Source organism: Microbacterium awajiense (assembly GCF_039536545.1).
GTDB lineage: Bacteria > Actinomycetota > Actinomycetes > Actinomycetales > Microbacteriaceae > Microbacterium > Microbacterium awajiense.
On record NZ_BAAAYU010000003.1, the window covers coordinates 65,079 to 91,365 of the forward strand.

Annotated in this window: 23 protein-coding genes; 15 read left to right on the plus strand and 8 right to left on the minus strand. The window is 70.9% G+C overall.

Annotated features, from left to right (window positions below; all coding sequences use genetic code 11):
- Positions 1-2 precede the first annotated feature (2 nt).
- Positions 3-1,556 carry a glycerol-3-phosphate dehydrogenase/oxidase gene (locus tag ABD663_RS05840; protein WP_344737123.1) on the plus strand — a complete coding sequence of 518 codons (1,554 nt, stop codon included), beginning with the start codon at positions 3-5 and terminating at the stop codon, positions 1,554-1,556.
- Here the strand turns inward: ABD663_RS05840 and ABD663_RS05845 are convergent.
- Positions 1,553-5,347: a multifunctional oxoglutarate decarboxylase/oxoglutarate dehydrogenase thiamine pyrophosphate-binding subunit/dihydrolipoyllysine-residue succinyltransferase subunit gene (locus ABD663_RS05845; protein WP_344737011.1), complete on the minus strand. Its 3,795-nt coding sequence runs from the start codon at positions 5,345-5,347 to the stop codon at positions 1,553-1,555. The genes ABD663_RS05840 and ABD663_RS05845 overlap by 4 nt on opposite strands.
- 172 nt (positions 5,348-5,519) lie before the next feature.
- Here ABD663_RS05845 and guaB1 point away from each other — a divergent pair, with 172 nt between their 5' ends.
- From guaB1 to ABD663_RS05865, 4 genes are all read left to right on the plus strand, one after another.
- Positions 5,520-6,977, plus strand: coding sequence for a GMP reductase (gene guaB1, locus ABD663_RS05850; RefSeq protein ID WP_344737012.1), 1,458 nt, complete (start codon positions 5,520-5,522; stop codon positions 6,975-6,977).
- Positions 6,978-7,187: 210 nt separating this feature from the next.
- Positions 7,188-8,168 carry a hypothetical protein gene (locus tag ABD663_RS05855; protein ID WP_344737013.1) on the plus strand — a complete coding sequence of 327 codons (981 nt, stop codon included), beginning with the start codon at positions 7,188-7,190 and terminating at the stop codon, positions 8,166-8,168.
- A gap of 233 nt (positions 8,169-8,401) precedes the next feature.
- A complete protein-coding gene (locus ABD663_RS05860) occupies positions 8,402-9,736 on the plus strand; it encodes a hemolysin family protein (RefSeq protein ID WP_344737014.1) in 1,335 nt (444 codons plus the stop codon).
- Entirely contained in the window at positions 9,733-10,788 is a 1,056-nt protein-coding gene (locus ABD663_RS05865) for a hemolysin family protein (protein ID WP_344737015.1), read from the plus strand. The genes ABD663_RS05860 and ABD663_RS05865 overlap by 4 nt, the downstream gene beginning before the upstream one ends.
- A gap of 33 nt (positions 10,789-10,821) precedes the next feature.
- Here ABD663_RS05865 and ABD663_RS05870 read toward each other — a convergent pair whose 3' ends face one another.
- Positions 10,822-11,889 carry an NADH:flavin oxidoreductase/NADH oxidase gene (locus ABD663_RS05870; protein ID WP_344737016.1) on the minus strand — a complete coding sequence of 356 codons (1,068 nt, stop codon included), beginning with the start codon at positions 11,887-11,889 and terminating at the stop codon, positions 10,822-10,824.
- A gap of 34 nt (positions 11,890-11,923) precedes the next feature.
- Here ABD663_RS05870 and ABD663_RS05875 point away from each other — a divergent pair, with 34 nt between their 5' ends.
- Genes ABD663_RS05875 through ABD663_RS05890 form a run of 4 tightly spaced genes read left to right on the plus strand, consistent with a single transcriptional unit; the run spans position 11,924 to position 15,079 of the window.
- Positions 11,924-12,751: an ADP-dependent NAD(P)H-hydrate dehydratase gene (locus ABD663_RS05875; RefSeq protein WP_344737017.1), complete on the plus strand. Its 828-nt coding sequence runs from the start codon at positions 11,924-11,926 to the stop codon at positions 12,749-12,751.
- 38 nt (positions 12,752-12,789) lie between these two features.
- Positions 12,790-14,001, plus strand: coding sequence for a glycosyltransferase 87 family protein (locus ABD663_RS05880; RefSeq protein ID WP_344737019.1), 1,212 nt, complete (start codon positions 12,790-12,792; stop codon positions 13,999-14,001).
- 21 nt (positions 14,002-14,022) lie between these two features.
- The gene (locus tag ABD663_RS05885; protein WP_344737020.1) at positions 14,023-14,355 is read left to right on the plus strand and encodes a thiamine-binding protein; all 333 of its coding nucleotides are present in this window, start codon (positions 14,023-14,025) and stop codon (positions 14,353-14,355) included.
- Positions 14,342-15,079 (plus strand): NUDIX hydrolase, encoded by a 738-nt coding sequence (locus ABD663_RS05890; RefSeq protein WP_344737124.1) that lies wholly within the window; start codon positions 14,342-14,344, stop codon positions 15,077-15,079. Before ABD663_RS05885 ends, ABD663_RS05890 begins: the two co-directional genes overlap by 14 nt.
- A 34-nt stretch (positions 15,080-15,113) precedes the next feature.
- Here the strand turns inward: ABD663_RS05890 and metX are convergent, their stop codons facing one another.
- The gene (metX, locus tag ABD663_RS05895; RefSeq protein WP_344737021.1) at positions 15,114-16,319 is read right to left on the minus strand and encodes a homoserine O-acetyltransferase MetX; all 1,206 of its coding nucleotides are present in this window, start codon (positions 16,317-16,319) and stop codon (positions 15,114-15,116) included.
- A 110-nt stretch (positions 16,320-16,429) separates the two neighbouring features.
- On the opposite strand from metX, the gene ABD663_RS05900 reads away from it, so the two are divergent.
- Both ABD663_RS05900 and ABD663_RS05905 read left to right on the plus strand, forming a co-directional pair.
- Positions 16,430-17,029: a hypothetical protein gene (locus ABD663_RS05900; protein WP_344737022.1), complete on the plus strand. Its 600-nt coding sequence runs from the start codon at positions 16,430-16,432 to the stop codon at positions 17,027-17,029.
- 240 nt (positions 17,030-17,269) lie between these two features.
- On the plus strand, positions 17,270-18,205 hold the full coding sequence (locus tag ABD663_RS05905; protein ID WP_344737023.1) for a hypothetical protein: 936 nt from the start codon (positions 17,270-17,272) through the stop codon (positions 18,203-18,205).
- Between the two features lie 80 nt (positions 18,206-18,285).
- Here ABD663_RS05905 and ABD663_RS05910 read toward each other — a convergent pair whose 3' ends face one another.
- Positions 18,286-19,608, minus strand: a complete 1,323-nt coding sequence (locus ABD663_RS05910) for a bifunctional o-acetylhomoserine/o-acetylserine sulfhydrylase (protein ID WP_344737024.1) — start codon at positions 19,606-19,608, stop codon at positions 18,286-18,288.
- A gap of 126 nt (positions 19,609-19,734) precedes the next feature.
- Here ABD663_RS05910 and ABD663_RS05915 point away from each other — a divergent pair, with 126 nt between their 5' ends.
- The gene (locus tag ABD663_RS05915; RefSeq protein WP_344737025.1) at positions 19,735-20,526 is read left to right on the plus strand and encodes an SDR family oxidoreductase; all 792 of its coding nucleotides are present in this window, start codon (positions 19,735-19,737) and stop codon (positions 20,524-20,526) included.
- 33 nt (positions 20,527-20,559) lie between these two features.
- On the opposite strand, the gene ABD663_RS05920 is transcribed toward ABD663_RS05915, so the two are convergent.
- Entirely contained in the window at positions 20,560-22,044 is a 1,485-nt protein-coding gene (locus ABD663_RS05920) for an MFS transporter (protein ID WP_344737026.1), read from the minus strand.
- Between the two features lie 94 nt (positions 22,045-22,138).
- Between ABD663_RS05920 and ABD663_RS05925 the strand changes: the two genes are divergently transcribed.
- From ABD663_RS05925 to ABD663_RS05935, 3 genes are read left to right on the plus strand one after another with little or no spacing between them, the layout of a single operon-like run.
- Positions 22,139-22,651 carry a phosphoribosyltransferase gene (locus ABD663_RS05925; protein ID WP_344737027.1) on the plus strand — a complete coding sequence of 171 codons (513 nt, stop codon included), beginning with the start codon at positions 22,139-22,141 and terminating at the stop codon, positions 22,649-22,651.
- A gap of 3 nt (positions 22,652-22,654) precedes the next feature.
- The gene (locus tag ABD663_RS05930) at positions 22,655-23,374 is read left to right on the plus strand and encodes a uracil-DNA glycosylase (RefSeq protein WP_344737028.1); all 720 of its coding nucleotides are present in this window, start codon (positions 22,655-22,657) and stop codon (positions 23,372-23,374) included.
- 10 nt (positions 23,375-23,384) lie between these two features.
- Complete coding sequence (locus ABD663_RS05935; protein ID WP_344737029.1) at positions 23,385-23,999, plus strand: GNAT family N-acetyltransferase; 615 nt, start codon at positions 23,385-23,387, stop codon at positions 23,997-23,999.
- Here the strand turns inward: ABD663_RS05935 and ABD663_RS05940 are convergent.
- The 3 genes from ABD663_RS05940 to ABD663_RS05950 all read right to left on the minus strand — a co-directional run bounded on the left by ABD663_RS05940 (position 23,968) and on the right by ABD663_RS05950 (position 26,286).
- The gene (locus tag ABD663_RS05940) at positions 23,968-24,336 is read right to left on the minus strand and encodes a protealysin inhibitor emfourin (RefSeq protein WP_344737030.1); all 369 of its coding nucleotides are present in this window, start codon (positions 24,334-24,336) and stop codon (positions 23,968-23,970) included. The two genes, ABD663_RS05935 and ABD663_RS05940, sit on opposite strands and share 32 nt — an antisense overlap.
- Positions 24,308-25,384 (minus strand): M4 family metallopeptidase, encoded by a 1,077-nt coding sequence (locus ABD663_RS05945; RefSeq protein ID WP_344737031.1) that lies wholly within the window; start codon positions 25,382-25,384, stop codon positions 24,308-24,310. Before ABD663_RS05945 ends, ABD663_RS05940 begins: the two co-directional genes overlap by 29 nt.
- Before the next feature lie 110 nt (positions 25,385-25,494).
- Positions 25,495-26,286, minus strand: a complete 792-nt coding sequence (locus tag ABD663_RS05950) for an ABC transporter ATP-binding protein (protein ID WP_344737125.1) — start codon at positions 26,284-26,286, stop codon at positions 25,495-25,497.
- Position 26,287: the final 1 nt, after the last annotated feature.

Below are 26,287 nucleotides of genomic sequence, written 5' to 3' on the forward strand. Positions count from 1 at the left end.
CGATGCGCGTGCTCGGCCGCACGCCGCACGCGTCGGCGCTCCACGCTCGCCGACGACGCCGCGAGCTGCAGCTGCTGGGGGACACGCCAGACGTCGACGTGCTCGTCGTCGGCGGCGGCGTGACCGGTGCCGGCATCGCCCTGGATGCGGCGAGCCGGGGTCTGCGCACCGTGCTGGTCGAACGGCGCGACCTCGCCCACGGCACGAGCAGGTGGAGTTCCAAGCTCGTGCACGGCGGTCTGCGCTACCTGGCGTCGGGGCAGGTCGGCATCGCGCATGAGAGTGCCGCGGAGCGTCATCTGCTCATGACGCGCATCGCCCCGCACCTGGTGCGCCCGATGGCGCAGGTGCTGCCGCTGTTCGCGCCCGATCACGTCGCCCGCGGCGTGTACGTGGGCCTCGGCTACGGACTCGGCGATGGGATGCGCCGGTTCGTCGGGACACCCGACGCCGTGCTGCACGCACCCGGGCCGCTCGGTCGCGCCGAGACGCTCCGCCTCGCGCCCGCCGTCCGGACCGACGCGCTGCGGGGCTCCCTGCGGGGGTGGGACGGACAGCTCTTCGACGACGCACGCCTGGTCGTCGCGATCGCGCGGACGGCGGCCGGCCACGGGGCCTGCGTGCTCACGCGCGTGAGCGCCCTCGAACTGCACGGCGACGGTGCGCTGCTGCGCGACGAGCTGACCGGCGAGACCATGCGGGTGCGGGCACGCGCGGTGATGACGGCGACCGGAGTGTGGGCCGGTGAGGTGCAGCCGGACGTGCGGCTGCGCCCCAGTCGCGGCACCCACCTCGTGGTCGACAGTGCCCGCCTCGGCGGGTCGGACGTCTCGCTCACCGTTCCCGTGCCCGGCTCGTCGAGCCGCTTCGTGTTCACGGTGCCCGCGCCCCACGGTCGCACCTACGTCGGGCTCACCGACGTGCCCGCCGACGCGGTCGTCGACCAGCCGCAGCCGGACGACGACGAGATCGACCTGCTGCTGGGCGTGGTCAACAGCGCCCTGGCCGAACCGATCACGCGCGACGATGTCATCGGGGTGTTCGCCGGCCTGCGGCCGCTCATCGCCGGGGACCGGCAGCAGACGAGCGACCTGTCGCGCCGGCACGACGTCCGAGAGACCGACGACGGCTCGATCGCGGTGATCGGCGGCAAGCTCACAACCTACCGACGCATGGCCGAGCACGGCGTCGACGCGGCGGTGCGGCTGCGGTTCACCGACCGAGCGGTGCCGGGATGCCGCACGCGCGGCATCCCCCTCGTCGGAGGGTGGCCTCGCGGGCGCCTCGCCGAGATCGACGCGGCCCCGCGGTTCGTGCGTCGGTACGGCGCCGAGGCGCCGTACGCGGCAAGCCTGCCCCGCGGCCCGGGTGCGGCGCGCGGCGTGACCGCGCAGGAACTGCAGTGGGGCGTCGAGGTCGAGGGTGCCCTCAGCGTGGCCGACCTCGTCGACCGTCGCACACGTCTCGGGCTGGTCGGGGCCGATGCCGCGGCATCCCGCGCAGCCGCAGCCGACGCGTTCGCGCGCGCCGGTATCGACCCGGTGCGAGACCGCTAGAGCGTGAGCGCCCGCCGCATGATGTCGGCCTGCTCGGCCGCGTGCACCTTCGGCGAGCCCGTCGCCGTCGAGGCAGCGGCCGCCCGCGAGACACGGCGGATCGTGCGGCCGTGCAGGTGCTTGACGACCTCGAGCGCGATGAACGGCCACGCGCCCTGGTTCTCGGGTTCGTCCTGAACCCACACCAGCTCGGCCTCGGGATAGCTGTCGATGATCTCGTTCAGCCGGTCGACGGGAGCAGGATAGAACTGCTCGAGACGCACGAGGGCGATCTCGGGGTTCGGGTTCTTGTCGAGCTCTGTGCGCAGATCCCAGTGGATCTTGCCCGAGTGCAGCAGGATCCGCTTCACCTTCGACGTGTCGATGTCGCGGTCGTCATCGATCACCGGTTCGAACCGCCCGTTGGTGAACGCCTCGACCGGGCTCGTCGCACCGCGCAGGCGCAGCATGGCCTTCGGCGTGAAGACGATGAGCGGCCGACGGGGGCGCATGTACGCCTGGCGGCGCAGCAGGTGGAAGTACGAGGCGGGGGTCGAGGGGCGCGCGACGATCATGTTGTCCTGCGCGCACATCTGCAGGAAGCGCTCGATGCGTGCCGACGAGTGGTCGGGACCCTGGCCTTCGTAGCCGTGCGGGAGGAGCATCACGACACTCGACTGCTGACCCCACTTCTGCTCGGCCGACGAGATGAACTCATCGACCACGCTCTGGGCGCCGTTGACGAAGTCGCCGAACTGGGCCTCCCAGAGTACGAGCGCGTCGGGGCGCTCCACCGAGTAGCCGTACTCGAACGCGAGGGCCGCGTACTCGCTGAGCAGCGAGTCGTACACCCAGAATCGGCCCTGATCCTCACCGAGGTTCGTCAGCGGCAGCCACTCCTGACCGTTCGCGCGATCGTGCAGCACCGAGTGCCGCTGGACGAACGTGCCGCGGCGGGAGTCCTGACCGGCCAGTCGCACGTTGGTCTTCTCCAACAGCAGCGAGCCGAAGGCGAGCAGCTCGGCGAAGCCCCAGTCGATCGAGCCGTTGCGGCTCATGTCGAGGCGCTTGTCGAGCAGCTGCTGGATCTTGCTGTGCACCGCGAACCCATCGGGCTTGTTCACGAAGGTGTCGCCGATGAGGTGCACCACCTCGGTCGACACGCCGGTGGTCTCGGGCTCGCCGGCGCTGGGCGCCTCGACGGCCCCGGTCTCGGTCACGATGCCCGAGGTGCCCGTCTCGGCGGCGTGCGTCTCGGCGAATGCGATCTCGAGGCGGTCCTGGAAGTCGCGCTTGGCCTGCTCGTATTCCTCTTCGGTGATGTCACCGCGACCGACCAGGGCCTCGGTGTACAGGCGGCGAACCGACCGCTTCGCCTCGATGAGGTTCGTCATGAGGGGCTGCGTCATCGACGGGTCGTCGCCCTCGTTGTGGCCGCGGCGGCGGTAGCAGACGAGATCGATGACGACGTCGCGGTGGAACCGCTCGCGGTATGCGAAGGCGATCTGCGCGACGCGCGTGACGGCCTCGGGGTCGTCGCCGTTCACATGGAAGATCGGCGCCTGGATCGTCTTGGCGACGTCGGTGGCGTACACCGAGGAGCGGCCGTCCTGCGGGGTCGTGGTGAAGCCGACCTGGTTGTTGACCACGACGTGGATCGTGCCGCCGGTGCGGTATCCGCGCAGCTGCGACATCTGCAGGGTCTCGACCACGACACCCTGGCCTGCGAACGCCGCATCGCCGTGCACGAGGATCGGCAGCCACGAGAAGGTGCCGATGGGCTTGCGATCCTGCTTGGCGCGCACGATGCCTTCGAGCACGCCGTCGACGGTCTCGAGGTGCGACGGGTTGGCTGCGAGGTAGACGGGAAGCTCCTGGCCGTCGTCGGCCACGAAGGTGCCCTCGGTGCCGAGGTGGTACTTGACATCACCCGACCCGCTCTTGCTGCCGACGGCGACCGAGCCCTCGAACTCGCGGAACACCTGCCCGTAGGTCTTCCCGGCGATGTTGGTGAGCACGTTGAGACGCCCGCGGTGGGCCATGCCGATCGCCGTGCCGTCCAGGCCGGCCTCGGCGGCGCCCTGCAGGATCTCGTCGAGCAGGGGGATGAGCGACTCGCCCCCCTCGAGGCTGAAGCGCTTCTGTCCGACGTACTTCGTCTGCAGGAACGTCTCGAACGCCTCGGCCTGGTTCAGCTTCGACAGGATGCGCAGCTGCTCGTCGTGGCCGGGCTTCTGGTACTTGACCTCGACGATCTCCTGGAACCACCGCCGCGTCTCGGGGTCCTGGATGTGCATGTACTCCAGGCCGATCGTGCGGCAATACGAATCGCGCAGCACGCCGAGGATGTCGCGCAGCTTCATCGTGCGCTTGCCCCCGAACCCGCCGGTGACGAATTCGCGGTCGAGGTCCCAGAACGTCAGGCCGTGCTCTTCGATCTCGAGATCGGGGTGCGTGCGCTGGACGTACTCGAGGGGGTCGATGTCGGCCATGAGGTGGCCCCGCACGCGGAAGGCGTTGATGAGCTCCTGAACGCGTGCCTGCTTGTCGATGCGCTCCGCGAGGTCGACGTTGATGTCGCTGGCCCAGTGGATCGGAGCGTAGGGGATGCGCAGCGCCGCGAAGATGTCGTCGTAGAAACCGCGCTGGCCGATGAGGAGCTCGTGCACCTTCTTGAGGAACTCACCCGAGCCGGCACCCTGGATCACGCGGTGGTCGTACGTGCTCGTGAGGGTGATCGTCTTGCCGATCGCCATCTCGTTGAGCGTCTTCTCGCTCGCGCCCTGGAACTCGGCCGGGTACTCGAGGGCTCCCGCGCCCACGATGCATCCCTGCCCCTTCATGAGACGCGGCACCGAGTGCACCGTGCCGATGCCGCCCGGGTTGGTGAGCGAGATCGTCGTTCCCTGGAAATCAGCGGCGGTGAGCTTGTTGTTGCGCGCTCGCGAGACCAGGTCCTCATACGTGGCGAGGTACTCGCCGAAGGTGAGGGTGTCGGCGCGCTTGATGCTCGGCACGAGCAGGGCGCGGGTGCCGTCGGGCTTGGGCAGGTCGATCGCGATGCCCAGGTTGATGTGGGCGGGCGCGACGACGGAGGGCTTGCCGTCGATCTCGGCGTAGAAGACGTTCTGGCTGGGGAAGTCCTTGAGGGACTGGATGATCGCCCAGCCGATCAGGTGCGTGAAGCTCACCTTGCCGCCGCGGGTGCGCGACATGTGGTTGTTGATCACGATCCGGTTGTCGATCATGAGCTTCGCCGGGATCGTCCGCACGCTCGTCGCGGTCGGGACGGTCAGCGATTCGTCCATGTTCGCGGCGAGTGTCTTGGGCAGCCCGCGCAGAACGGTGACGCGGTCTTCCTCGTTGCTCTCCTCGGACGAGGAGGGGGCGTTGCTCGGCGCCTGCGCGGGGATCGGCTGCGGCTTGGCCGGGCGTGCGGTCGTGCGGGCGGCGACCGGGTGGTTGTTGATGACCGGGACCGGCGCGGTCACCGGGTGGGCGTCCGACGTCCCGTTCGCGGCGGAGGCGGTGGGCGCCGCGGATGCGGCCGGCTTCGCGGCGGCGGGCTTGGCGGCCTCCGATGCCGGGACCGTGGGTGCAGCCGGCACCTGCGCGGCGCTGTCGGCTGGCGAGCCCTCGGCGGCAGACCCGTCGGTCGCGGCGGGCCGGTAGTCCTCGAGGATCGGCCACCAGGCCTTGTCGACGGAGTTCTTGTCGACGAGATACTGCTGGTACAGCTCGTCGACGAGCCACTCGTTCGCGCCGAACTCGCCTTCGTTCGACACCCCGACGCCGGTCACCTGGCTCGACACGCTCGATCGCCTGCTTTCATCGGTGAATCCTTGAGAATGCGGGGCAGATCGCGCCCACACGCATGACTTCCCATCGTAACGCAGTCGCGCGGGTGTTTCCCGGCCGGCGGGATGCCGCGGCGGTACGATCCTGCATCGTCTGCCGCGGCGTTCGCGCCCTACGCTGGAACCCATGGAGTTCTACGGAGAGCGGCCCGACGTCGACCTCACCTACTCGGACGTGTTCCTCGTGCCACGCCGGTCGGCGGTGACGAGTCGACTCGACGTCGATCTGTCGCCCGGCGACGGGACGAACGCGACCATCCCGCTGGTCTCCGCGAACATGAACTCGGTCACGGGCCCGCGTCTGGCGGCGACCCTCGCCCGCCGCGGAGGGCTCGGCGTGCTGCCGCAGGACATGCCGCTGCAGGACCTCGACAGTGCGATCCGCTGGGTCAAGGCGCAGCCGGTCACGTGGGACACACCGCTCCTGCTGCCGCCCGACGCCACGGTGGCCGACGCCGCTCGGCTGCTGCCCGCCACCGACGGCCACGGCATCGTCGTCGCCGACGCGACCGACGGGCGGGTGCACGTGGACGACGTGCGCGGCATCGTGCCCGCATCCCGCCTGGCGACCGCGTTGCCCGACGCGCGGCTGGGCGACCTGACGCGCGGACGCGCGGCATCCGTCGACGCCGACGACATCGAGTCGGCCCGCCACGCGTTCGACGTGATCGTGGCATCCGGTGCCGAGACGGTCTGCGTGCTCGAGCACGGCCACGTCATCGGCACCCTCTCGCAGCGCAGCGCTCTGCGCTCTACGCTGTACCGCCCCGCCGTCGACGCAGCGGGGCGGCTCAGCGTCGCGGCCGCCGTCGGCATCAACGGCGACGTCGCAGCCAAGGCACGAGCGCTCGCTGCCGCGGGTGTGGACGTGCTGGTGGTCGACACCGCGCACGGGCATCAGGAGGGGATGCTGCGCGCACTGCAGGCCGTCGCGCAGCTCGACCTCGGCATCCCGATCGCCGCCGGCAACATCGTCACGGCCGAGGGCGTGCACGACCTGGTCTCGGCGGGCGCGACGATCCTCAAGGTGGGCGTCGGTCCGGGTGCGATGTGCACGACCCGGATGATGACCGCCGTCGGCCGGCCGCAGTTCTCGGCCGTGCTCGAAACCGCTGACGCCGCGCGCATCATGGGCGCGCACGTGTGGGCCGATGGCGGAGTGCGATATCCGCGCGATGTCGCTCTCGCGCTCGCGGCGGGGGCGTCGTCCGTCATGATCGGGTCGTGGTTCGCCGGAACGATCGAGGCGCCGGGCGAGTTGCAGGTCGACGCCGACGGCCGTGCCTACAAGGAGTCGTGGGGAATGGCTTCGACCAAGGCCGTGCATGATCGGTTCGGTCGCCTCGACCCGTACGAACTCGCCCGCAAGGAGCTGTTCGCCGAGGGCATCTCATCGTCGAAGATCTACCTCGACCCGCTGCGGCCGAGCCTCGAGGACCTGGTCGACATGATCACGTCGGGCGTGCGGTCGTCGTTCACGTACGCCGGCGCCGCGACCGTGGCCGAGTTCCACGAGCAGGCCCGCGTGGGCCTGCAGTCCGCGGCCGGATACGAAGAGGGCAAGGCGCTGCCGGTCAGCTGGTAGCCCTCGCGGGGGCCGGGTGCCCCGGACCGGGACCGGCTGCAGTTTCCCGAAAGGGCGCCTCAGGTTTCGGGAGCCATCTCGGGCTCGAGGCGCCATGTCAGCTTTCTGGCGCCCGTCGTCGGCTCCTCCCCACGCGGACGCAGGGGGTGATCTGTCCACGGATGCCGCTCTCGAGCGCGGATGCCGCGCGACGGCGGGCACCGTGGGGCCATGCACCCGCGACCGGAGCCTGTGATCGCCCTGCATCGACGCCGCGAGCATGGGGGTCTGCCGATCGACGACCGCAAGCTCGCCCGCGCGTTGCGGGATCGCACGCACGTCAGGGTCGTCCCTGGCTCCTACGTGGCCGCACGCGATTGGCGCGCACTCACGCCGATCGACCGGCACGACGTCCGGATCGTGGAGGCCGTCGATCGCGCGCAGGGCGCTGTGACCTTGTGCTGCTTCGCTGCGGCCGCGGTGTGGGGAATCGATCAGGTCGCGGCGTGGCCGCAGACGGTGGATGTGCTCGTGCCCCGGACGAGCGGGGGTCGATCCTCCGGGGTGTTCCGGCGCCGCACGTCGACCAGCGGCGATCTCGAGACCGCGGAGTGGAGAGGGCATCGCATCACGACCCCGGCGCAGACGGCGCTCGACCTCGCGAGGATCAGCGGGTTCACCTCGGGAGTGATCGCGCTCGATCAGGTGCTCTGGCGCCGGCGCGCGGGCGGACCGCTCACTTCGCTCGACCGACTCGCTTCGACGCTCGAGGTGGATGCCCGATCGCGAGGCCGCGCCAGAGCACGCGCCGCGCTCGAGTTCTCGACCGACCTGTCGGATTCCGTGCGCGAGTCCGAGGGGCGCGTGCTGATCGAGGCCCTGGGTTTCCCGCCTCCGGTACTCCAGAAGCGTTTCACTCTGCCGAGCGGCCGCCTGGCCGACGTCGACTACTACTTCGAGGACTTCGACCACGTCGCGGAGTTCGACGGTGTCGGCAAATACCTGGATCCCGCGCTCCTTGCGGGACGAACGCCCGAGGAGGCGCTCATCGCCGAGAAGGATCGCGGCGACGAGCTCCAGCGTGCGGTTCGGGCATTCTCGCGCTGGCGCACCCCGGCGCACCGCGACCCGAGGCTGCTCTACGACATCCTGTCCGGTGCGGGGCTGCCTTCGCGGCGGCCGCGACCGCCCGCAGGGCTCATCTTCCGATGACGGGCTGCAGTTTCCTGGTTGGGGGCTCCAGGTATCGCGCGCCATCTCAGGTTTCTGGCGCCGCTCGGCGCACCGGATGCCGGCGAGCGCGGCGGATGCCGCACCGGCGGTGGATGCCGGGGGACAGGCATCCACACGTCGCGCCTGTCGTAGAATCGACGGACGATGGACGACCCTCCTAGTTGCAGACCCTCGCCCCACCGACCCGCCTCCGCAACGGGGGGTGACGCGTGATGGATTACGTCATGTTGGGCGTGGGGCTCCTGCTGACCATCGGCACCGGGCTGTTCGTCGCGAGCGAGTTCGCTCTCGTCAACCTCGACCGGGCCGACCTCGAGGCGCGACGCGAAGCCGGCGAGACCCGGCTGGCACTGACCATCAGCGCGCTGCGGATCACCTCGACCCATCTGTCGAGCGCGCAGCTGGGCATCACGCTGACCACGCTGCTCACCGGTTACACCATGGAGCCGGCGATCTCGAACCTGCTTCGGCCCGTATTCGCCGGGTGGGGCTGGCCGGAGTCGCTCGCATCGCCGGTCGCCGTGTTCGTCGGCATCTCGTTCGCGACCGTGCTGTCGATGATCCTCGGCGAGCTCGTGCCGAAGAACTTCGCGCTGGCGGTTCCGCGGCAGACGGCGAAGCTCGTCATGCCGTTCCAGGTCGCGTTCACCACCGTGTTCCGCCCGGCGATCACCGTGCTCAACGGCAGCGCCAACGGCGTGCTGCGCGCCATCGGCATCGAGCCGAAGGAAGAGCTGTCGGGCGCCCGCACCGCCGAGGAGCTGTCGAGCCTCGTGCGCCGCTCGGCGAGCGCCGGCGTGCTCGAAGAGGACACGGCGACGCTGCTCGATCGCAGTCTGACCTTCGCCCGGCTCACGGCCGCCGACGTCATGACGCCGCGGCCGAGCATCCACGCCCTCGGCGACGACGAGTCGGCGGAGGATGTCATCCAGCTCGCCCGCCGCACCGGCCACAGCCGGTTCCCGGTCTACGACGACTCGCTGGACGACATCACCGGCATCGTGCATCTCAAAGCGGCGGTCAGCGTGCCGCGCAGCCGCCGCCGAGACGTGCCGGCCGGCGCACTCGCGACCGAGCCGCTGCGTGTGCCCGAGGCCGTGCACCTCGACAGCCTCGTCGCCGAACTGCGCTCGCGCGGCTACCAGATGGCGGTCGTCGTCGACGAGTACGGCGGCACCGCCGGCGTCGTCACCCTCGAGGATCTCGTCGAAGAGATCGTCGGCGAGGTGCTCGACGAGCACGACCGTCGTCGCGCCGGCATCGTGCGCACCGGCGACGCCGTGCTGTTCCCGGCCGAGCTGCGGCCCGACGAGCTGCTCGACCGCACCGGCATCCGCATCCCCGAAGACGACGTGTACGACACCGTCGGGGGGTACGTCATGAGCGTGCTCGAGCGCATCCCGGCCGTCGGCGACGAGGTCGAGACCGAGGAGGGCACCGTCACCGTGCAGCGCATGGACGGACGCCGGGTCGACCGGCTTCGCTTCGAGCCGCATCCGATGCCTGCCGAACAGGGCGAGGCGGCGACGGGGGGTGAGGACCGATGAGCGATTGGGCGGGACTGGCCTGGCTGTTCGTGCTGCTGGTGCTCAACGCGTTCTTCGTCGGCGCCGAGTTCGCCGTCATCTCGGCACGGCGCTCGCAGATCGAACCGCACGCCGAGCGGGGCTCCCGCGCGGCGAAGACCGCGCTGTACGCCATGGAGCACGCGACGCTCATGCTGGCGACCAGCCAGCTCGGCATCACGATCTGCTCGCTGCTGATCCTGAACGTGTCCGAGCCGGCGATCCATCACCTGCTCGCCGAGCCGCTCGGTCTCACGGGTCTGGCCGAGGGCGTCGTCGACACGATCGCCTTCGTCATCGCGCTCGTGATCGTGTCGTACCTGCATGTCGTGTTCGGCGAGATGGTGCCCAAGAACCTCGCATTCTCGGTGCCCGATCGCGCCGTGCTCATGCTCGCTCCGCCGCTGGTGTGGGTGTCGAAGCTCTTCTATCCGGTGATCGTCGCGCTCAACTGGGTCGCGAACCACGTGGTGCGGTTGTTCCGGGTCGAGCCGAAGGACGAGGCGACCTCGACCTTCACGCTCGAGGAGGTCGCCACGATCGTCTCGCAGTCGCGCAGGGAAGGCGTGCTCGACGATTCGGCGGGCACGGTCGCCGCGGTCGTGGAGTTCACCGACAAGAAGGCCAAGGACGTCGCTGTGCCGCTCGCCGAGCTCGTGACCCTGCCGCTGACCACGACCCCGCACCAGATCGAGCGGGCGGTCGCCAAGCGCGGCTTCTCGCGGTACGTGATCGTCGACGGCGGCGAACCGGTGGGCTACGTGCACCTCAAGGACGTGCTGCGCGCGGCCGAGGGTCCGGATGCCGCGACCGATGTGACGCGCCCGATCGCGACCAAGCGGGTGCACGCGATGGTTCAGATGCTCGAGACGACCGACCTCGAAGACGCCCTCGCGATGATGCGGCAGGCCGGCCGCCATCTCGCGCAGGTGCGCGATCAGGCGGGCGAAACCACGGGCGTGCTGTTCCTCGAGGACATCATCGAGGAGCTCATCGGCGAGGTGCAGGATGCCACGCGCCGTGGCCTGCGGTGACGGCGCTCGGCGTGCGTCGGCGACGCGATCGGCTCACGCCGGCCGGGCTCGCAGATACTGAGCCGGCCAGTAGTCGATGTCGGCGCCGAGCTCGGTGGCCGCGCGCAGTCCGAAGTGCGGATCGCGCAGCCACTCGCGACCGGCGAGGACGACGTCGGCGCTTCCGTCGACGAGGATCTGCTCGGCCTGCACCGCCGAGGTGATGAGGCCGACCGCGCCGACGGGGACGTCGGCCTCACGGCGCACCTGGGCCGCGAGCGGCACCTGGTAGCCGGGACCGACGGCGATCTGCTGGTGGGCGACGAGGCCGCCGCCCGAGACGTCGAACAGGTCGGCACCGCGGTCGGCGGCCCATCCGGCGACGACGGCCGTCTGCGCGGCATCCCACCCGCCGTCGGCGAAGTCGCTTCCCGAGAAGCGCACGAGCAGCGGGATGCCGGGCGCAGCCTCGCGCACGGTGTCGACGATCCTCAGCAGCAGCCGTGCGCGGTTCTCGAGCGACCCACCGTACGCGTCGTCGCGCTCGTTCGTCAGCGGCGAGAGGAACCCGTGCAGCAGGTAGCCGTGCGCCGCGTGGATCTCGAGCAGCTCGAAGCCCGCCTCGACAGCCCGCTCAGCGGCCGCCGCGAAGTCGGCGACCAGCGCGTCGATCCCGGTCGCATCGAGGGCCGTCGGCGCAGCGAGACCGCGGTACGCGAGCGGTGACGCCGACACGGTCGGCCACCCGCCCTCGTCGAGGGGGACCGAGCCGCGCCGCCCCGTCAGCGGCGACCACGTTGAAGCCTTGCGTCCGGCATGGGCGAGCTGCACGCCGGCGACGGCTCCGTGTGCGCGGATCGCCGCGACGATCGGCCGCCATGCCGCAACCTGGGCCTGGTTCCACAGACCCGCGTCGTCGGGCGAGATGCGCCCCTCGGGGTTCACCGCGGTGGCCTCGGCCATCACGACCCCCGCGCCGCCGACCGCGAAGGACGGCAAGTGGGTGCGGTGCCACTCCTGGGGCACGCCGTCGACCGCGCTGTACTGGCACATGGGCGACACCCACAGTCGGTTTCGCACCTCGGTGTCGCGGACGGTGATCGGGGAGAACAGCAGGCTCATGGTCTCGTCTCAGGGTGGCGGATAGGGTGTCGCCATGGCAGGCGTGTGGACCGTGGCGGATGCCGCCGGCGTCCTGCGCGTTCCAACCTCGGCCGACCACAAGTATTCCCGCGGGGTGCTCGGCGTGCGCACCGGCTCGGACCGCTATCCGGGCGCCGCCGTGCTCGGTGTCGAGGCCGCCTGGCGCACCGGCCTCGGCATGGTGCGCTACCTCGGTCCCGCGCGTGCGACCGACCTCGTGCTCGCCGCACGCCCCGAGACGGTGGTCGCTGCAGGCCGCGTGCAGGCGTGGCTGATCGGCTCGGGCACGTCGGCCGCCGATCGGTCGGATGCCGACGCATCGGCCCTGCGCGATGTGCTCGCCGGCGACGTCCCCGTCGTCGTCGACGCGGGCGCCCTCGATCTGGTGCCCGGCGCACGGGCCTCGGTGATCGTCACCCCGCACGACCGTGAGCACGTCGTGCTGCGGCAGGTGCTGGGTCTGCCCGAGCCTGGCGGGGATCGGGTCGCTGCCGCCGCCGAGACCGCGCGGGCCCTCGGCGGTGTCGTCGTGCTCAAGGGCGCCGTGACCGTCGTTGTCGACGCCGACGGGTGGAGCACGATCGTCGACGCCGGCACGCCGTGGCTCGCCACCGCCGGAACGGGAGATGTGCTCGGCGGTGCCGTCGGGGCGGTGATCGCCGCCAGCGCCGATCGGACCTTCCCGCTCGCGGCCGCCGCCGCCACGGCGGTGTGGCTGCACGCGCGGGCCGCGTCTGTCGCCGCGCACTCCCTCGGTCCGCGGGGCGGGCCGATCACCGCGCTCGATGTCGCCGGCCTGCTGCCCGTCGCCGTCGCCGAGGCGCTCGCCGCGCAGGGGTGACGACGGCGTCGCCTCGCGGCATCCGTAGCATGGGTGTCGTGTCGAGGCGGGCGGTGCTGTGGGTCGCGTTCGTCGGCGTCCATGCGCTCCTCATCGGGGTCGAGTACCTGAACGGCAGACAGGGCTCGTGGGATGTCGACCAGCTCTACAGCTGGTGGTCGGCGCAGGCGGCCACGGGCTTCGCGATCCCGGGCATCACCGACGCGTGGGTCTATCCCGCCTTCGCGCTGCTGCCGATGCTTCTCGCCCAGGTGCTGGCGGGCGCAATGGACTACGTCTTCGCGTGGGGACTGATCGTGACCGTCGCCGACGCTCTCGTCTTCGGGATGCTGGTGGGTCGGGCGACCTCGCGGGCTCGTGTGACCGCGGCATGGTTCTGGCTGATCGCCGCGCTCGCGCTGGGCGGTGTGGGGATGTTCCGGCTCGACGCACTCACGGTGCCCCTCGCGCTCGCCGGATCGCTGTGGCTGGTCGGTCGCCCCTGGCTGGGGTCGGTTCTGCTCGCCCTCGCCGCATGGCTGAAGGTGTGGCCGGCGGCGATCCTCGTGGCGGCGTTCATCGCCGTGCGCCGACGGTGGGCGGTCGCGGGCGGGGCCGCGGGGATCTCGGCCGTCATCGTGGCGACGGTCGTCGCCCTCGGCGGCTCGGCGAACCTGTTCAGCTTCGTCGGCGACCAGACCGGACGCGGGCTGCAGATCGAGGCTCCGGTCACCACCGTCTACCTGTGGCTGGCGATCACCGGCGATGCGGATGCCTGGATCTACTACGACCAGCAGATGGTGACCTTCCAGGCGACCGGGCCGAACGTCGACGCGGTGATCGCGGCGATGACGCCGTTGCTGGTGGTCGCGCTCGCGGCCGTCGCCGCCCTCGGAGCCGTCCAGGTCTGGCGTGGAGCCGCCTTCGTGCGGGTGTTCCCGCCGCTGGCGACGGCCCTCGTCCTCGGCTTCATCGTGTTCAACAAGGTCGGCTCGCCGCAGTACGGGGCGTGGCTCATCGCCCCCGTCGCCGTCGGCCTCGTGATCGACGGCCGCCGGTGGCGACCGCTCGCGGTGCTCACGGTCGTCACGCTCGCGATCACCCAGCTCATCTTCCCGTGGGGATACGACGCGCTTCTCGTCCTCGACGCGGGCATGGTCCTGGTTCTCACGCTGCGCAACGCCCTGCTCGTGGCCCTGTTCGTCTGGACGGTCGTCCTGGTCGTCCGCTCGCGGATGCCGCAGGCATCCGTCGCCCGTTCCCTGCTGTAATCACCGACCCGGGAGGTCACCATGCTCGTCGCTTTCTCCGTCGCCCCCTCCGGCACCGGCCGCGCGGACGGCTCGGTCCACGATGCCGTCGCCGCCGCCGTGCGCATCGTCCGCGACAGCGGCCTGCCGCACCGCACGACCTCGATGTTCACCGAGATCGAGGGGGAGTGGGACGAGGTGTTCGCGGTGGTGCGCAGCGCGACCGACGCCGTCGGGGCGTACGGCTCGCGCGTATCTCTCGTGCTCAAGGCCGACATCCGGCCCGGGTGGACGGGCGAGCTCGACGGCAAGCTCGAGCGACTCGAGGCCGCGATCGCCGACGGGGAGTCGTCGCGTGACGATGACGCCTCCTGACGACCGTTCGCTCGCGGACACGCTCGACGGCGCGCGCGAGCCGCAGCCCGGTGACGACGAGGGTGTGCCGGTCGCGGCGACCGTCGTCGTGCTCCGCGAGACGCAGGACGGCGCCGAGACGCTGCTGCTGCGGCGCCCCGATCGCGGTTCGTTCGGCGGCGCGTGGGTGTTCCCGGGCGGCAAGCTCGAGCCGGGCGACCACGACGGTGTCGACGCCGGCGACGAGGAGGCCGTCGCGCGGCGTGCAGGCATCCGCGAGACACAGGAGGAGACGGGGCTGGCGCTCGACGCCGCCGAGATGGTGACGCTGTCGCGGTGGAACCCTCCGCCCGGGATCGCACTGCGCATCCGCACGTGGTTCTTCGTGGCCCCGGACCCCGGCGGCGACCTCGTGCCGGCGCCGGAGGAGGTCGCCGAAGCGGCGTGGATCCCGCCTGCGGAGGCGCTGGCACGTCACGGCCGCGGCGAACTGTCGCTGTACCCGCCGACGTGGCTCACGCTGCACCACCTCGCCGGCATCGGCCGACCCGCCGCCGTGCGCGACGAGGCCCGCGTCGCCGGGATCCGGCGCTTCGACACCGTCGCGCGGCGCGACACGGCGGGGCCCGTCCTGCTGTGGCAGGGCGACGCCGAGTACGACGCGGATGCCCCCCATGCGGCATCCGGGGCCCGGCACCGGCTCGAGATCGGCGCGCTGCCCTGGATCTACACCCGCACGCTGTGAGCTGCGCGAGCCTGGGCGCGAACCCGCGCCGGCGTCACGCGTCGAGCAGGCGGCGCAGATGCGCGCCGACGGCGTGCGTCTCGATGAGGAAGCCGTCGTGACCGTAATCGCTGGTGAGCACCACGGCCTCGTCGCCGTCGAGGGTCGAGCGGATGCCGCGGGCGATGCGGTGCTGCCCCCCGATCGGGAAGAGACGGTCGCTGTCGATGCCGAGCACGAGGGTGGTCGCGGTGACGCGGGCGAGGGCGTCCTCGACGCCCCCGCGACCGCGGCCGACGTCGTGTGAATTCATCGCCTCGACCAGGACCAGGTACGAGTTGGCGTCGAACCGGCGGGTGAAGCGGTTGCCGTGGAAGTCGAGGTACGACTCGACGGCGAACCGCCCGCCGTGGCCGAGCGGGCTGATGCCGGACTGCCACGAGCGCTGGAAGCGCTGGTTCAGCTCGGTCGGGGAGCGGTAGTTCAGCAGCGCCATGCGGCGGGCGAGGGCGAGGCCGCGGTGGGGGCCGTCGCCATCGTCGGCGTCGTAGTACTCGCCGCCGGCGAAGCGCGGGTCGATGCGGATCGCTTCGAGCTGCACCGAGTTGAGGGCGATCTGGTCGGCCGTGTTGACCGGTGGGGCACTCAGGATCGCGGCACGCGCGACCCGGTCAGGATGGCCGATCGCCCACTCCAGGGTGTGCATGCCGCCCATCGAGCCGCCGACCACGCCCGCCCAGGTGTCGATGCCGAGCGCGTCGGCGAGCCGCACGTGGGCGGCGACCTGATCGCGGATCGTCAGGTACGGGAACCGCGACGCCCACTCGTACCCGTCGGGCGCGACACTCGACGGGCCGGTCGACCCCTGGCATCCGCCCAGCATGTTCGGAGCGACGACGAACCAGCGGTCGGTGTCGATCGGTGCGCCGGGGCCGACGATGTCGTCCCACCACCCGGCGGTCGCATGTCCGGGTCCGGCGGGACCGCGCACGTGCGCATCGCCGGTGAGGGCGTGCAGCACCAGCACGGCGTTGTCGCGGGCCGCGTTGAGCTCGCCCCAGGTCTCGTAGGCGAGTCGGTATCCGGGCAGCTCGGCGCCGCCCTCGGTGCGGAACGGGCCGAACGCGGCGAACTGGCGCTCGCCGGCGGGATCGCCGTCGCGCCACGCGCCCGTCGCGGGTGGGCGGGCGCGCAGCAGGCGCGCGTCGGCCTCCGTCACCGGCGCCGACGGCACGGTGTCTTCGGAGGTCTGCCAGTCCATCTAAAGGCGTCCTTTCACGCTTGTGCGCCAGATTCCAAAGTAACTGCCGCGGCTCTGTGGGGGCGGAACGTTACGACGCGAGCCCGCGCCGTACGTCGTATGCTCGCTTCATGCCTGGCTGGTCTGCGAGCGAGATCGAAGCGGAACTCGCGGCTCGGTATCGTGACGACCCGGCCTACAGAGCCGAGGTCGACGAACGTCGCGAACAGCAGCAGGCGCGCTCGCTGGAGCGGAAGCGGAAGCTAGCTCCGTTCAAAGCTGACCTGTCGCGCGCAGGGGTGACCGAAACATACGATCGGATGACGGGCCGCGGCTACGCCGATGAACGCATTTTTGATGTTGCGTTTCTCCACCTTAGCCAGCGCGGAGGCGACGACGAGACACGAGCGTGGATCGCGAGGAGCTTCGAAACCCGTGGTGCCGCACCCCACTGGGATCGCCTGGCAGCGATGTATCTGGCTGCCGAAGGACCCCAAGAGCGCGAAGCCCTGGCCGCGGCGCTGTGTACGAGCGCCAGGTCGACGAACGTCGAGCAGATGAAGCAGTTCGTCCAGACTCCCGAACTTGGCAGCAGCCGCATCTTCTTCCTTCGGCCGATCAACCGACTGGACCGGAAGGGTGGCAGGGACTTCGTCCTCACCCTGCTCGGCGACCCCGAGCTCGGCCCAGAGGCTGATCGCGTGCGGCGCCGAGTTTCGCGGAATTCCTGACGTGTCCGCGGCGGGCTCGCACGAGGTCGGCTGCGTCAAGGGATGTCAGAATTCGGTTGGACTCGGAGGTCTGCCAGTCCATCGGTCCATTCTGCCGGTGCCGCACCCACCCCGCCGTCGTGTTACGCCGCCCCCTTCCTTCGAGCGGACGAGGATGCGCGCTGATCGCGGCGTGTCGCGTGCATTCCCGTCCGCTCGAAGGAAGGGGGCGGTGGGGGCGGCCGGCGCTATCGTGGTGCCGTGGACGTCATCGAGTGGTTGCTGGACTCCGACCCCGCGATCCGGTGGCAGGTGATGCGCGATCTCACGGATGCCTCACCTGCGGCCGTCGCGGTCGAGCGCGCCCGCGTCGCGACGGAGGGGTGGGGTGCCGAGCTGCTGGCCGCCCAGGCCGACGACGGCCGATGGGACGGCGGCACGTACCGGCCGGGATGGGCGGACGAGGAGCGGCCCTTCTTCGACGCCTGGACGGCGACCCACTTCTCGCTGCAGGCGCTCGCCGAGTTCGGACTCGACCCTGCGTCCGGCCAGGCGCGTGCGGCGATCGCGCGGGTGCGCGAGCACGTGCGGTGGGAGCACGCCGGCGAGCCGTACTTCGACGGCGAGGTCGAGCCGTGCATCAACGGCGTCGCGCTGTCGATCACCGCGCACTTCGGTGAGAGCGGCGACCGCATCGCCCGGACCCTGGTGGACGGACGCCTCGACGACGGCGGCTGGAACTGCTGGGCCGAGTACGGCGCACGGACCTCGTCGTTCCACTCCACGATCTGCGCGATCGAGGGGCTTCTCGCGTGGGAGCGGGCCGGTCAGGCATCCGACGCGGTCACGGCGGCGCGTCGGGCAGGTGAGGACTATCTGCTCGACCGCGCGCTGTTCCGCCGGCGGTCGACGGGCCGGGCCGCCGACCCGCGGTTCACCATGTCGTCGTATCCGGTGCGGTGGTACTACGACGCGCTGCGGGGCCTCGAGCACTTCCGCATCGCCGATCGGCGCGACGACCGACTCGGTCCCGCGATCGACCTGCTCCGGTCCAAGCGGATGGCGGACGGCCGCTGGGCGCGCGAGCTGCACCACGAGGGTCCGCAGCTCATCGACGTCAGCCACCCCGAGGGCTTCGCCAGCCGCTGGATCACCCTGCGCGCGCTGCGGGTGCTGCGCTGGTGGGATACCGCCTGACGAAACGTCGATCGGGGTTGGGCCCCGACGCACGGATGCCCCGGACCGAGGCCCGGGGCATCCGTCTTCCCTTGCACAGGTCAGGCGTGGGCGGCCTCTCCGACCCGACGAGCGGCGGCGAGCGCCTGCTCGAGGTCGGCCTTGAGGTCATCGACGTTCTCGATGCCCACGGACAGACGCACCAGGCCCGGGGTCACGCCCGCGGTCAGCTGCTGCTCCGGCGTCAGCTGCGAGTGGGTGGTCGAGGCCGGGTGGATCACCAGCGAGCGCACGTCGCCGATGTTGGCGAGGTGCGAGAACAGGGTCAGCGAGTTGACGAACTCGCGTCCCGCCTCGACCCCGCCCTTGAGCTCGAACGAGAGCACGGCGCCGACGCCCTTCGGGGCGTACGTGTTGGCGGCCGCGTACCACGGCGAGGTCGGCAGGCCCGAGTAGTTCACCGACGCGACGTCATCCTGGTTCTCGAGCCACTCGGCGATCTCCTGCGCGTTCTGCACGTGGCGTTCGATGCGCAGCGACAGGGTCTCGATGCCCTGGATCAGCAGCCACGCGCTCTGCGGCGAGATGGCCGAGCCGAGGTCGCGCAGCAGCTGCACGCGGGCCTTGATGATGTACGCGAGACCGTCGCCGACCGCGGTGGTGTACGACGCGCCGTGGTACGACGGGTCGGGCTCGGTGAGGCCCGGGAACTTCTCGACGTTCTGCGACCAGGCGAAGGAGCCGCCGTCGACGATGACACCGCCGATGACCGTGCCGTGGCCGCCGAGGAACTTCGTCGCCGAGTGGATGACGATGTCGGCGCCGTGCTCGAACGGGCGGATGAGGTACGGGGTGGCGATCGTGTTGTCGACGATCAGCGGCACACCCGCCTCGTGGGCGACGTCGGCGACGGTGCGGATGTCGAGCACGTTGATCTTCGGGTTGCCGATCGTCTCGGCGAAGAAGAGCTTCGTGTTCGGGCGCACCGCGGCACGCCACTCCTCGGGGTCGTCCTGGTTCTCGACGAACGTCGTCTCGATGCCGAGCTTGGCCAGCGTGTACTTGAACAGGTTGTAGGTGCCGCCGTAGATCGAGCTCGACGAGACGATGTGGTCGCCCGCCTCGGCGATGTTGAGGATCGCGAACGTCTCGGCCGCCTGCCCCGACGCGACCAGCAGCGCACCCGTGCCGCCTTCGAGCGCCGCGACGCGCTGCTCGACGACGTCCTGCGTCGGGTTCATGATGCGGGTGTAGATGTTTCCGAACTCGGCGAGCGCGAACAGATTCGCGGCGTGATCGGTGTTGTCGAACACGTAGGACGTGGTCTGGTAGATCGGCGTGGCGCGAGCCTTCGTCACCGGGTCGGGCTGCGCGCCCGAGTGGATCTGCTTGGTCTCGAAACGCCAGTTCTCGGGTGCGGACATGGCAAGCTCCTGTGGTCGGTCGGGCCGGGGCGGGATGCCGGACGGCCACCAGCGACGATAGGCAGGCGTTCCGCGACGGACAACGGCCGGGAAATGTTACGTAACACAGCGGGTAGCGTTGAGGGCATGGTGACACGACGGGCTGTGGTGACGGGTGCGAGTTCGGGGATCGGCGCGGCGACCGCCCAGATCCTGCGTCGCCGGGGCTGGGACGTGGTTGCCGTCGCGCGCCGCGCCGACCGCCTGGCGGCGCTCGAGCACGATACCGGTGCCGTCGCGTACGCGGCCGACCTGACGCGCGACGCCGACGTCGCCGCGCTCACCGAGTGGCTCGCCGACTCGGGCCCCGTCCATGCGCTCGTGCACGTCGCAGGAGGCGCCCGCGGAGCGGACCGCGTCGAGGACGGTGCGCTGGCCGACTGGCGGTGGATGTACGACGTCAACGTGCTGTCGGCGCAGCGACTCGTGGTCGCACTGCTGCCGCTGCTGCGCGCCGCCGCCCTGGAAGACGGTCACGCCGACACGCTGTTCGTCACGTCGACCGCCGCCCAGCTGGCCTACCCGGGCGGGGGCGGCTACAACGCCGCGAAGGCAGCGGAGTCGATGCTCGCGCGTGCGCTGCGCCTCGAGTTGAACGGCGAGCCGATCCGCGTGGTCGAGGTGGCGCCGGGGATGGTGCGCACCGAAGAGTTCGCGCTCAATCGCCTGGGCGGCGATGCGAGCGCGGCCGACGCGGTCTACGAGGGTGTCGCCGAGCCCCTCACCGCCGACGACGTCGCCGACGTGATCGGGTACGCGCTCGACGCACCGGGGCACGTCAACCTCGATCTGGTCACGATGCGCCCCGTTGCGCAGTCCGCGCAGCACCTGCTGGCGCGGGGCCCGTTGCGGCCCCGCATCGGCGAGCAGCCCGCCTGATCTCGCATCGACGCGGTCGTGAACCGCGCGTCCTCAGATGACCTGCGACTCGCCGGCTGCGGCATCCAGTTCCTCGTCCATCGTGTCGGCGAACGCGACCTTCGGCACGAAGAACAGCAGGATCGCGGCCAGGATGCCGCCGGCGGCGCAGATCGCCCACACTGCGAGGTAGCCGCCGAGCGACGCGGCGGTCTCGCTCGCGACCGCGCCCGCACCCACCGCGAGCACGACGCCGAACACGGCCGATGCGAAGGTGCCGCCGATCGTCTTCGTCGTGTTGGTAAGCGCGGATGCCACACCCGTCTGACCGCGGGGAGCCGCCGCGGCCGCCGCGGCGGGCATCGCTCCGACGAGCGCACCCGACCCGATGCCTGCGATCGACAGATTGACGAGCACCTGCCACAGCTCGGTGTGGAACGGCAGGAACAGCAGGTAGCCGACGCCGACCATCGCCGCGGCGATGATCAGGATGACGCGGGGGCTCGCCTTGCGCGAGGTGACGGCGAACAGGATCGCGCCGACGATGAGGGATACGAGGTACAGGCCGATGATGTTCGAGCGGCCGGTCGCGTCGAGTCCGAGTCCGTACCCGAGCGAGCTGTCGGTGCCGGCATACGTCGACAGGGGTCCCTGGGCGCCCAGCAGGCTGATGCCGATGAGGAACGCGGTCGCCTGCACCGGCCACATCTCGGGGCGGCGCAGCACGCGGATGTCGATGGCCGGGTCCTGCTGACGCAGCTCGTACCGGACGAACCAGACGAGGGCGCCGAGGCCGAGTGCCAGCAGCACCCAGACCCAGATCAGGCCGGGGCCGCTCAGGCGCAGGAGCGTCAGCGAACTCGTGATCAGCAGCAGTCCGAGCGCGAGGATGACGAAACCGCCCGTGTCGAGCTTGCGACCGGGCAACGGCTCGGATTCGGGCACGCCGAACCAGATGACGAAGATGACGGCGGTCACCACGACCGCAGGGATCATCAGCGTCACCGTGAGGTCACCGCCGGTCGCATCGAAGATGCGGCCTGCCGCGAGTGCACCGATGATCGCGCCGGCCTCGAGACCGACCACCAGCAGGCCCGCCGCACGCCGCGTGAGCGAGACGCCGCGGTTCTGCGTGCGGCCGCGTTCGAAGATCAGCGCGATCTCGAGCGGCAGCCACACGACGTAGAAGCCCTGCAGAGCCCACGCGAGCAGGAACGTCCAGAACGACCCGGCGAAGGCCAGCCACCACGTCGCGCCGGCGGTGATCACGGTCGCGATCAGCAGCACGCGCTTGTGGCCGTACATGTCGCCGAGCTTGGCGAGCACCGGCACGACCAGTGACGACAGCAGCAGCTGAGCCGCCTCGAACCAGTTCACATCCGAATCGTGGATTCCGAGCTCGACGACGATGTCGCTGAACAGCGGCACGTAGTAGCCCTGGAGGATGCCGCTGGTGATCTCCACGAGGATGAACCAGCCGATGAGGCCCGCGGTGATGCCGAGGGCGGTGGCGCGGAGGCGACCGGAGGCGGGAGACACGTCGGCGAGGCTACCATTGCGGCCGGTCCGGATCCGGCCCGGCGGGCGGGCCTGTGGACGGGGCGCCCCGTAGGCTGGTGAAGAACGGAGAGGGATGCCCGTGACCGACGATCAACAACGCGAGACGCTCACCTGGGACCTCTTCGGCGCGGCGTGCCGCGCACTGTCCCGCGCGATCGTCGCGGACGGCTATGCCCCGGACGTGGTGGTCGCGATCGCACGCGGCGGACTGCTGCCGGCGGGAGCGATCGCCTACGGCCTCGGGGTGAAGCACTGCGGCGCGATCAACGTCGAGTTCTACACCGGCATCGGAACGGTGCTCGATGAACCCGTCGTGCTGACCCCCGCACTCGATGTCGCGTCCCTGGCCGGATGCCGCGTGCTGCTGGTCGACGACGTCGCCGACAGCGGTCGCACGCTCGACCTCGCGGTCGGCCTCATCGCCGGCCACGCGGACGAGGTGCGGTCGGCGACGATCTACACCAAGCCGACGACGATCATCCAGCCCGACTACTCGTGGCGCGACACCGGTCGATGGATCGACTTCCCGTGGTCGTTCCGCGGAACGGTCGCCGAGGAGGACGCCGCGCTGCCCGGGAGCGCCTGAGCGATGGCGATGGGTCTCGACGAGCTCGCTGCGGCGGGTCTGATCGATGCGGGGTGGGCGGCGGCACTCGCACCGGTCGCCCCCGACATCGCCGCGCTCGGCGAGAGGCTGCGCGCCGAAGTCGCCGCCGGCCGCCGCTATCTGCCCGCCGGCGACCGCGTGCTCCGCGCGTTCCAGCGTCCTCTCACCGATGTCCGCGTGCTCATCGTGGGGCAGGACCCGTACCCGACCCCGGGGCACCCGATCGGTCTCTCCTTCGCGGTCGACGCGCACGTGCGGCCGCTGCCCCGCAGCCTCGCCAACATCTACCGTGAGCTCGAGTCCGACCTCGGCGTGCCGCCGGCCGAGCACGGTGACCTCTCGGCCTGGGCCGATCAGGGCGTCATGCTCCTCAACCGCGTGCTGACCGTTTCGCCCGGAGCGCCGGCATCCCATCGCGGGTGGGGGTGGGAAGCGGTCACCGAGCACGCGATCCGCACTCTCGTCGCGCGCGACCGTCCGCTCGTCGCGATCCTGTGGGGCCGGGATGCCGCAGGCCTGCGGCCGATGCTGGGCGAGACGCCGTCGGTCGAGTCGCCGCATCCGTCGCCCTTGTCGGCGTCGCGCGGGTTCTTCGGGTCCCGCCCGTTCTCGGCCGCGAACACCCTGCTCGAACGCCAGGGCGCTCCGCCGGTCGACTGGCGCATCCCGCCGGCCGCCGACGGACCGCAAGGTGGCGCTTAGGCTGGGCGTCATGCTGGAGGAGGAGTACGAGAAGACCCGTCGTCGGCTGCCGCGCCATCTGCGTCGCGGATCCGAACCCGAGCGTCCGTTCTCGTACGAGATCCGACCGGTGCGCGACGGCGACATCCCCGACATCCGCGAGATCTACAACTACTACGTGACCAACTCGGTCGTGACCTTCGACGAGAAGAAGTGGACGATGGCGCAGTGGCGCGAGAAGGTCGCGTATCTGCGCAAGCTGTCGCTGCCGTTCCTGGTCGCCGAGTCGCCCAGCGGACAGGTGCTCGGATATGCCTACGTGCAGCCGTGGACCGGGAAGTCGGCGTACCGCTACACCGTCGAGAACTCGATCTACCTCGGTCAGGCAGCCGCAGGCAAGGGACTGGGTCGAGCACTGCTCGAGGCGCTCATCGAGGCGTGCGAGCAGGCCGGCATCCGCGAGCTGGTGGCCGTCATCAGCGACAAGGGTGCCGAGGCATCCGTCGCGCTGCACGAGAAGCTGGGGTTCACCGAGGTCGGCCGCATGGGTCGTGTCGGCTTCAAGTTCGGGCGCTGGCTCGGCACGATCTATCTGCAGAAGTCACTCAAGCCGGTCAAGAAGAAGAAGGCGCTGTTCGGTCGCTGACCCCGCCCGTGTCTCCTGCACGCACGGCGTCGACCAGGTCGCGCCACGCGCCGGTGACCTCGGCGTCGCCCAGTTCCGCCCGTCGCACATCGCCCTCGCATCGGGCGCGGATGCTCCAGACGAACCGGTCGGCCCCACCCGCGGCCCCGCCCGGGCTCGTCACGTCCCACGGACACCGGGTGATGAGCTCGATCCACGCGGCGGTCTGGTCGGGCGGCGGACTCGCCCTCCATTCACGACGGATGCCGGCGATGCCGCCCGTGCGCGCAACGCCGACTTCGACGTCGCCGGCGGCGTCGCGCGGGGCTTCAGTCTCGCGTGGTCGCGGTTCGTCCATCGTCGTCCCACACGCCGACGCCCACCCAGCCTGCGCGGACGGCGGCGGCCTCCTCCGAGTCCTCACCGTACTCCGCCCGGGCCGTCGCCAGGGTCGCGGCCGCGAAGGTCGTGAAGTCGGCCAGAGGCGTGAGCAATCCGCTCGTGAGGGTGCGGTACCAGATGAGCCCCGCACGCTCCCACGCGAAGCCGCCGAGTGCTGCTGCGGCGAGGTGGAAGGCTCGATTGGGGATACCGGAGTTGATGTGCACGCCGCCGTTGTCGTCGCGCGTGACGACGAAGTCGCGCATGTGGGCGGGCTGCGGGTCGCGGCCGAGCACATCGTCGTCGTAGGCGGTGCCGGGAGCGGCGAGCGAGCGCAGAGCGCGACCCTCGACCGCGGGAGTGAAGATCCCCTCGCCGATGAGCCACGATGCCGCCGATGCGGACTGGCCGAGCGCGTGCTGCTCGGTGAGCGCACCGAACACATCGGCGATCGACTCGTTCAGCGCGCCTGACTGCCCGCGGTAGGTGAGTCCGCCCGACGCGTCGATGACGCCGTGCGCGAGCTCGTGGGCGACCACGGTCAGCGAGCGCGTGAACCCGGCGAAGATCTCACCGTCGCCGTCGCCGAACACCATGCGCTCGCCGTTCCAGAAGGCGTTGTCGTATTCGACGCCGTAGTGCACGGTCGCCAGGAGCGGGCCGCCGGCCCCGTCGATGCCGTTTCGGGAATACGCGTCCTGAAAGAAGTCGAACGTCGAGCCGAGCCCGTCGAAGGCCTCGTCCGCCGCGGCGTCGCCGGTCGGCGGGTCGTCCTCGCCCCGCACGCGCACGCCCGGCAGCGCCTCGCGGCCGCCGGCATCCGAGATCGTGCGGTCGGGCGCCGGCACGCTCTCGGCGACGAGGGTGTCGCCGTCTTCGATCGACAGGCGCAGCCGCGTGCGGGGCGGCCGGTACGCGAGCGGCGCGGCGAGCGTCGCGCGCGCGGCCTCGGCGGCATGGGCCCAGCCCGGTTCGGGCGCAGCCGCGATCCGTGCGAGCAGGTACGGGGGGACGATCGCGTGCATGCCTCTCACGCTAGCGGCGGTCTCCGACGCCGCAGCCGCAAGCCTCGAGAATCGGCGTGCCGGACGGCAATCGGCGTCGCGCCGGTGATTCCCGCCCGGGATGCTGATTCTCAGGACCGTCCGGGGTCGATGACGGGGATCGACGCGAGCAGACGACGCGTGTACGAGACCTGGGGCTCGAGCAGCACCTTCTCGGTCGGACCCTCCTCGACGATGCGGCCGTCCTTCATGACGACGACCTCGTCGCACAGGTTCTGCACGATGCCGATGTCGTGCGACACGATCAGCAGCGTCATGCCGTCGCGCTCGCGCAGCAGTGCGAACAGTTCGAGGATCTGCGCGCGCACCGTGACGTCGAGGGCCGACAGCGGCTCATCGCCGATCAGCAGGCGCGGGCGATGCACGATGGCGCGCGCGAGTGCGATCCGCTGGCGCTGCCCGCCCGAGAACTCGTGGGGGAAGCGGTCCGCCATGTCGGGCTCGAGTCCGACATCGGTCAGCACGTCGCGCACGCGCGCCCGGCGGTCGCCCTCGATGCCCAGGGCCCACAGCGGTTCGGCGACGATGCGTCCGACGCTCATGCGCGGGTCGAGCGACGCGTACGGATCCTGGAAGACGATCCCTGTCTGCCGGCGCAGCCAGTGCAGCGACCGCGCTCCGGCGGTCGCATCCACGGGTCGCCCGTCGAATTCGACGGTGCCCGAGGTCGGGGTGTCGAGGGCGAGCAGAAGTCTCACCAGCGTGGACTTGCCCGACCCCGACTCGCCGATCAGGCCGAGTGCGGATCCCTCGCGCACGTCGATGTCGGCGTCGTCGAGTGCGGTGGTCACCGGCCGCTTGGCGAATGCCGCCGGTCGCGGGCCGGGGAAGCGGCGCGTCAGGCCGCGCGCGCTGAGCAGCATC

Excerpts from the sequence above, each read along its gene's own strand:
- ABD663_RS05840 (WP_344737123.1), top strand. The coding sequence starts at position 3 with ATGCGCGTGCTCGGCCGCACGCCGCACGCGTCGGCGCTCCACGCTCGC.
- guaB1 (WP_344737012.1), top strand. The coding sequence starts at position 5,520 with ATGGAGTTCTACGGAGAGCGGCCCGACGTCGACCTCACCTACTCGGAC.
- ABD663_RS05855 (WP_344737013.1), top strand. The coding sequence starts at position 7,188 with ATGCACCCGCGACCGGAGCCTGTGATCGCCCTGCATCGACGCCGCGAG.
- ABD663_RS05860 (WP_344737014.1), top strand. The coding sequence starts at position 8,402 with ATGGATTACGTCATGTTGGGCGTGGGGCTCCTGCTGACCATCGGCACC.
- ABD663_RS05865 (WP_344737015.1), top strand. The coding sequence starts at position 9,733 with ATGAGCGATTGGGCGGGACTGGCCTGGCTGTTCGTGCTGCTGGTGCTC.
- ABD663_RS05870 (WP_344737016.1), bottom strand. The coding sequence starts at position 11,889 with ATGAGCCTGCTGTTCTCCCCGATCACCGTCCGCGACACCGAGGTGCGA.
- ABD663_RS05875 (WP_344737017.1), top strand. The coding sequence starts at position 11,924 with ATGGCAGGCGTGTGGACCGTGGCGGATGCCGCCGGCGTCCTGCGCGTT.
- ABD663_RS05885 (WP_344737020.1), top strand. The coding sequence starts at position 14,023 with ATGCTCGTCGCTTTCTCCGTCGCCCCCTCCGGCACCGGCCGCGCGGAC.
- ABD663_RS05890 (WP_344737124.1), top strand. The coding sequence starts at position 14,342 with ATGACGCCTCCTGACGACCGTTCGCTCGCGGACACGCTCGACGGCGCG.
- metX (WP_344737021.1), bottom strand. The coding sequence starts at position 16,319 with ATGGACTGGCAGACCTCCGAAGACACCGTGCCGTCGGCGCCGGTGACG.
- ABD663_RS05900 (WP_344737022.1), top strand. The coding sequence starts at position 16,430 with ATGCCTGGCTGGTCTGCGAGCGAGATCGAAGCGGAACTCGCGGCTCGG.
- ABD663_RS05910 (WP_344737024.1), bottom strand. The coding sequence starts at position 19,608 with ATGTCCGCACCCGAGAACTGGCGTTTCGAGACCAAGCAGATCCACTCG.
- ABD663_RS05915 (WP_344737025.1), top strand. The coding sequence starts at position 19,735 with ATGGTGACACGACGGGCTGTGGTGACGGGTGCGAGTTCGGGGATCGGC.
- ABD663_RS05925 (WP_344737027.1), top strand. The coding sequence starts at position 22,139 with ATGCCCGTGACCGACGATCAACAACGCGAGACGCTCACCTGGGACCTC.
- ABD663_RS05930 (WP_344737028.1), top strand. The coding sequence starts at position 22,655 with ATGGCGATGGGTCTCGACGAGCTCGCTGCGGCGGGTCTGATCGATGCG.
- ABD663_RS05935 (WP_344737029.1), top strand. The coding sequence starts at position 23,385 with ATGCTGGAGGAGGAGTACGAGAAGACCCGTCGTCGGCTGCCGCGCCAT.
- ABD663_RS05940 (WP_344737030.1), bottom strand. The coding sequence starts at position 24,336 with ATGGACGAACCGCGACCACGCGAGACTGAAGCCCCGCGCGACGCCGCC.
- ABD663_RS05945 (WP_344737031.1), bottom strand. The coding sequence starts at position 25,384 with ATGCACGCGATCGTCCCCCCGTACCTGCTCGCACGGATCGCGGCTGCG.
- ABD663_RS05950 (WP_344737125.1), bottom strand. The coding sequence starts at position 26,286 with ATGCTGCTCAGCGCGCGCGGCCTGACGCGCCGCTTCCCCGGCCCGCGA.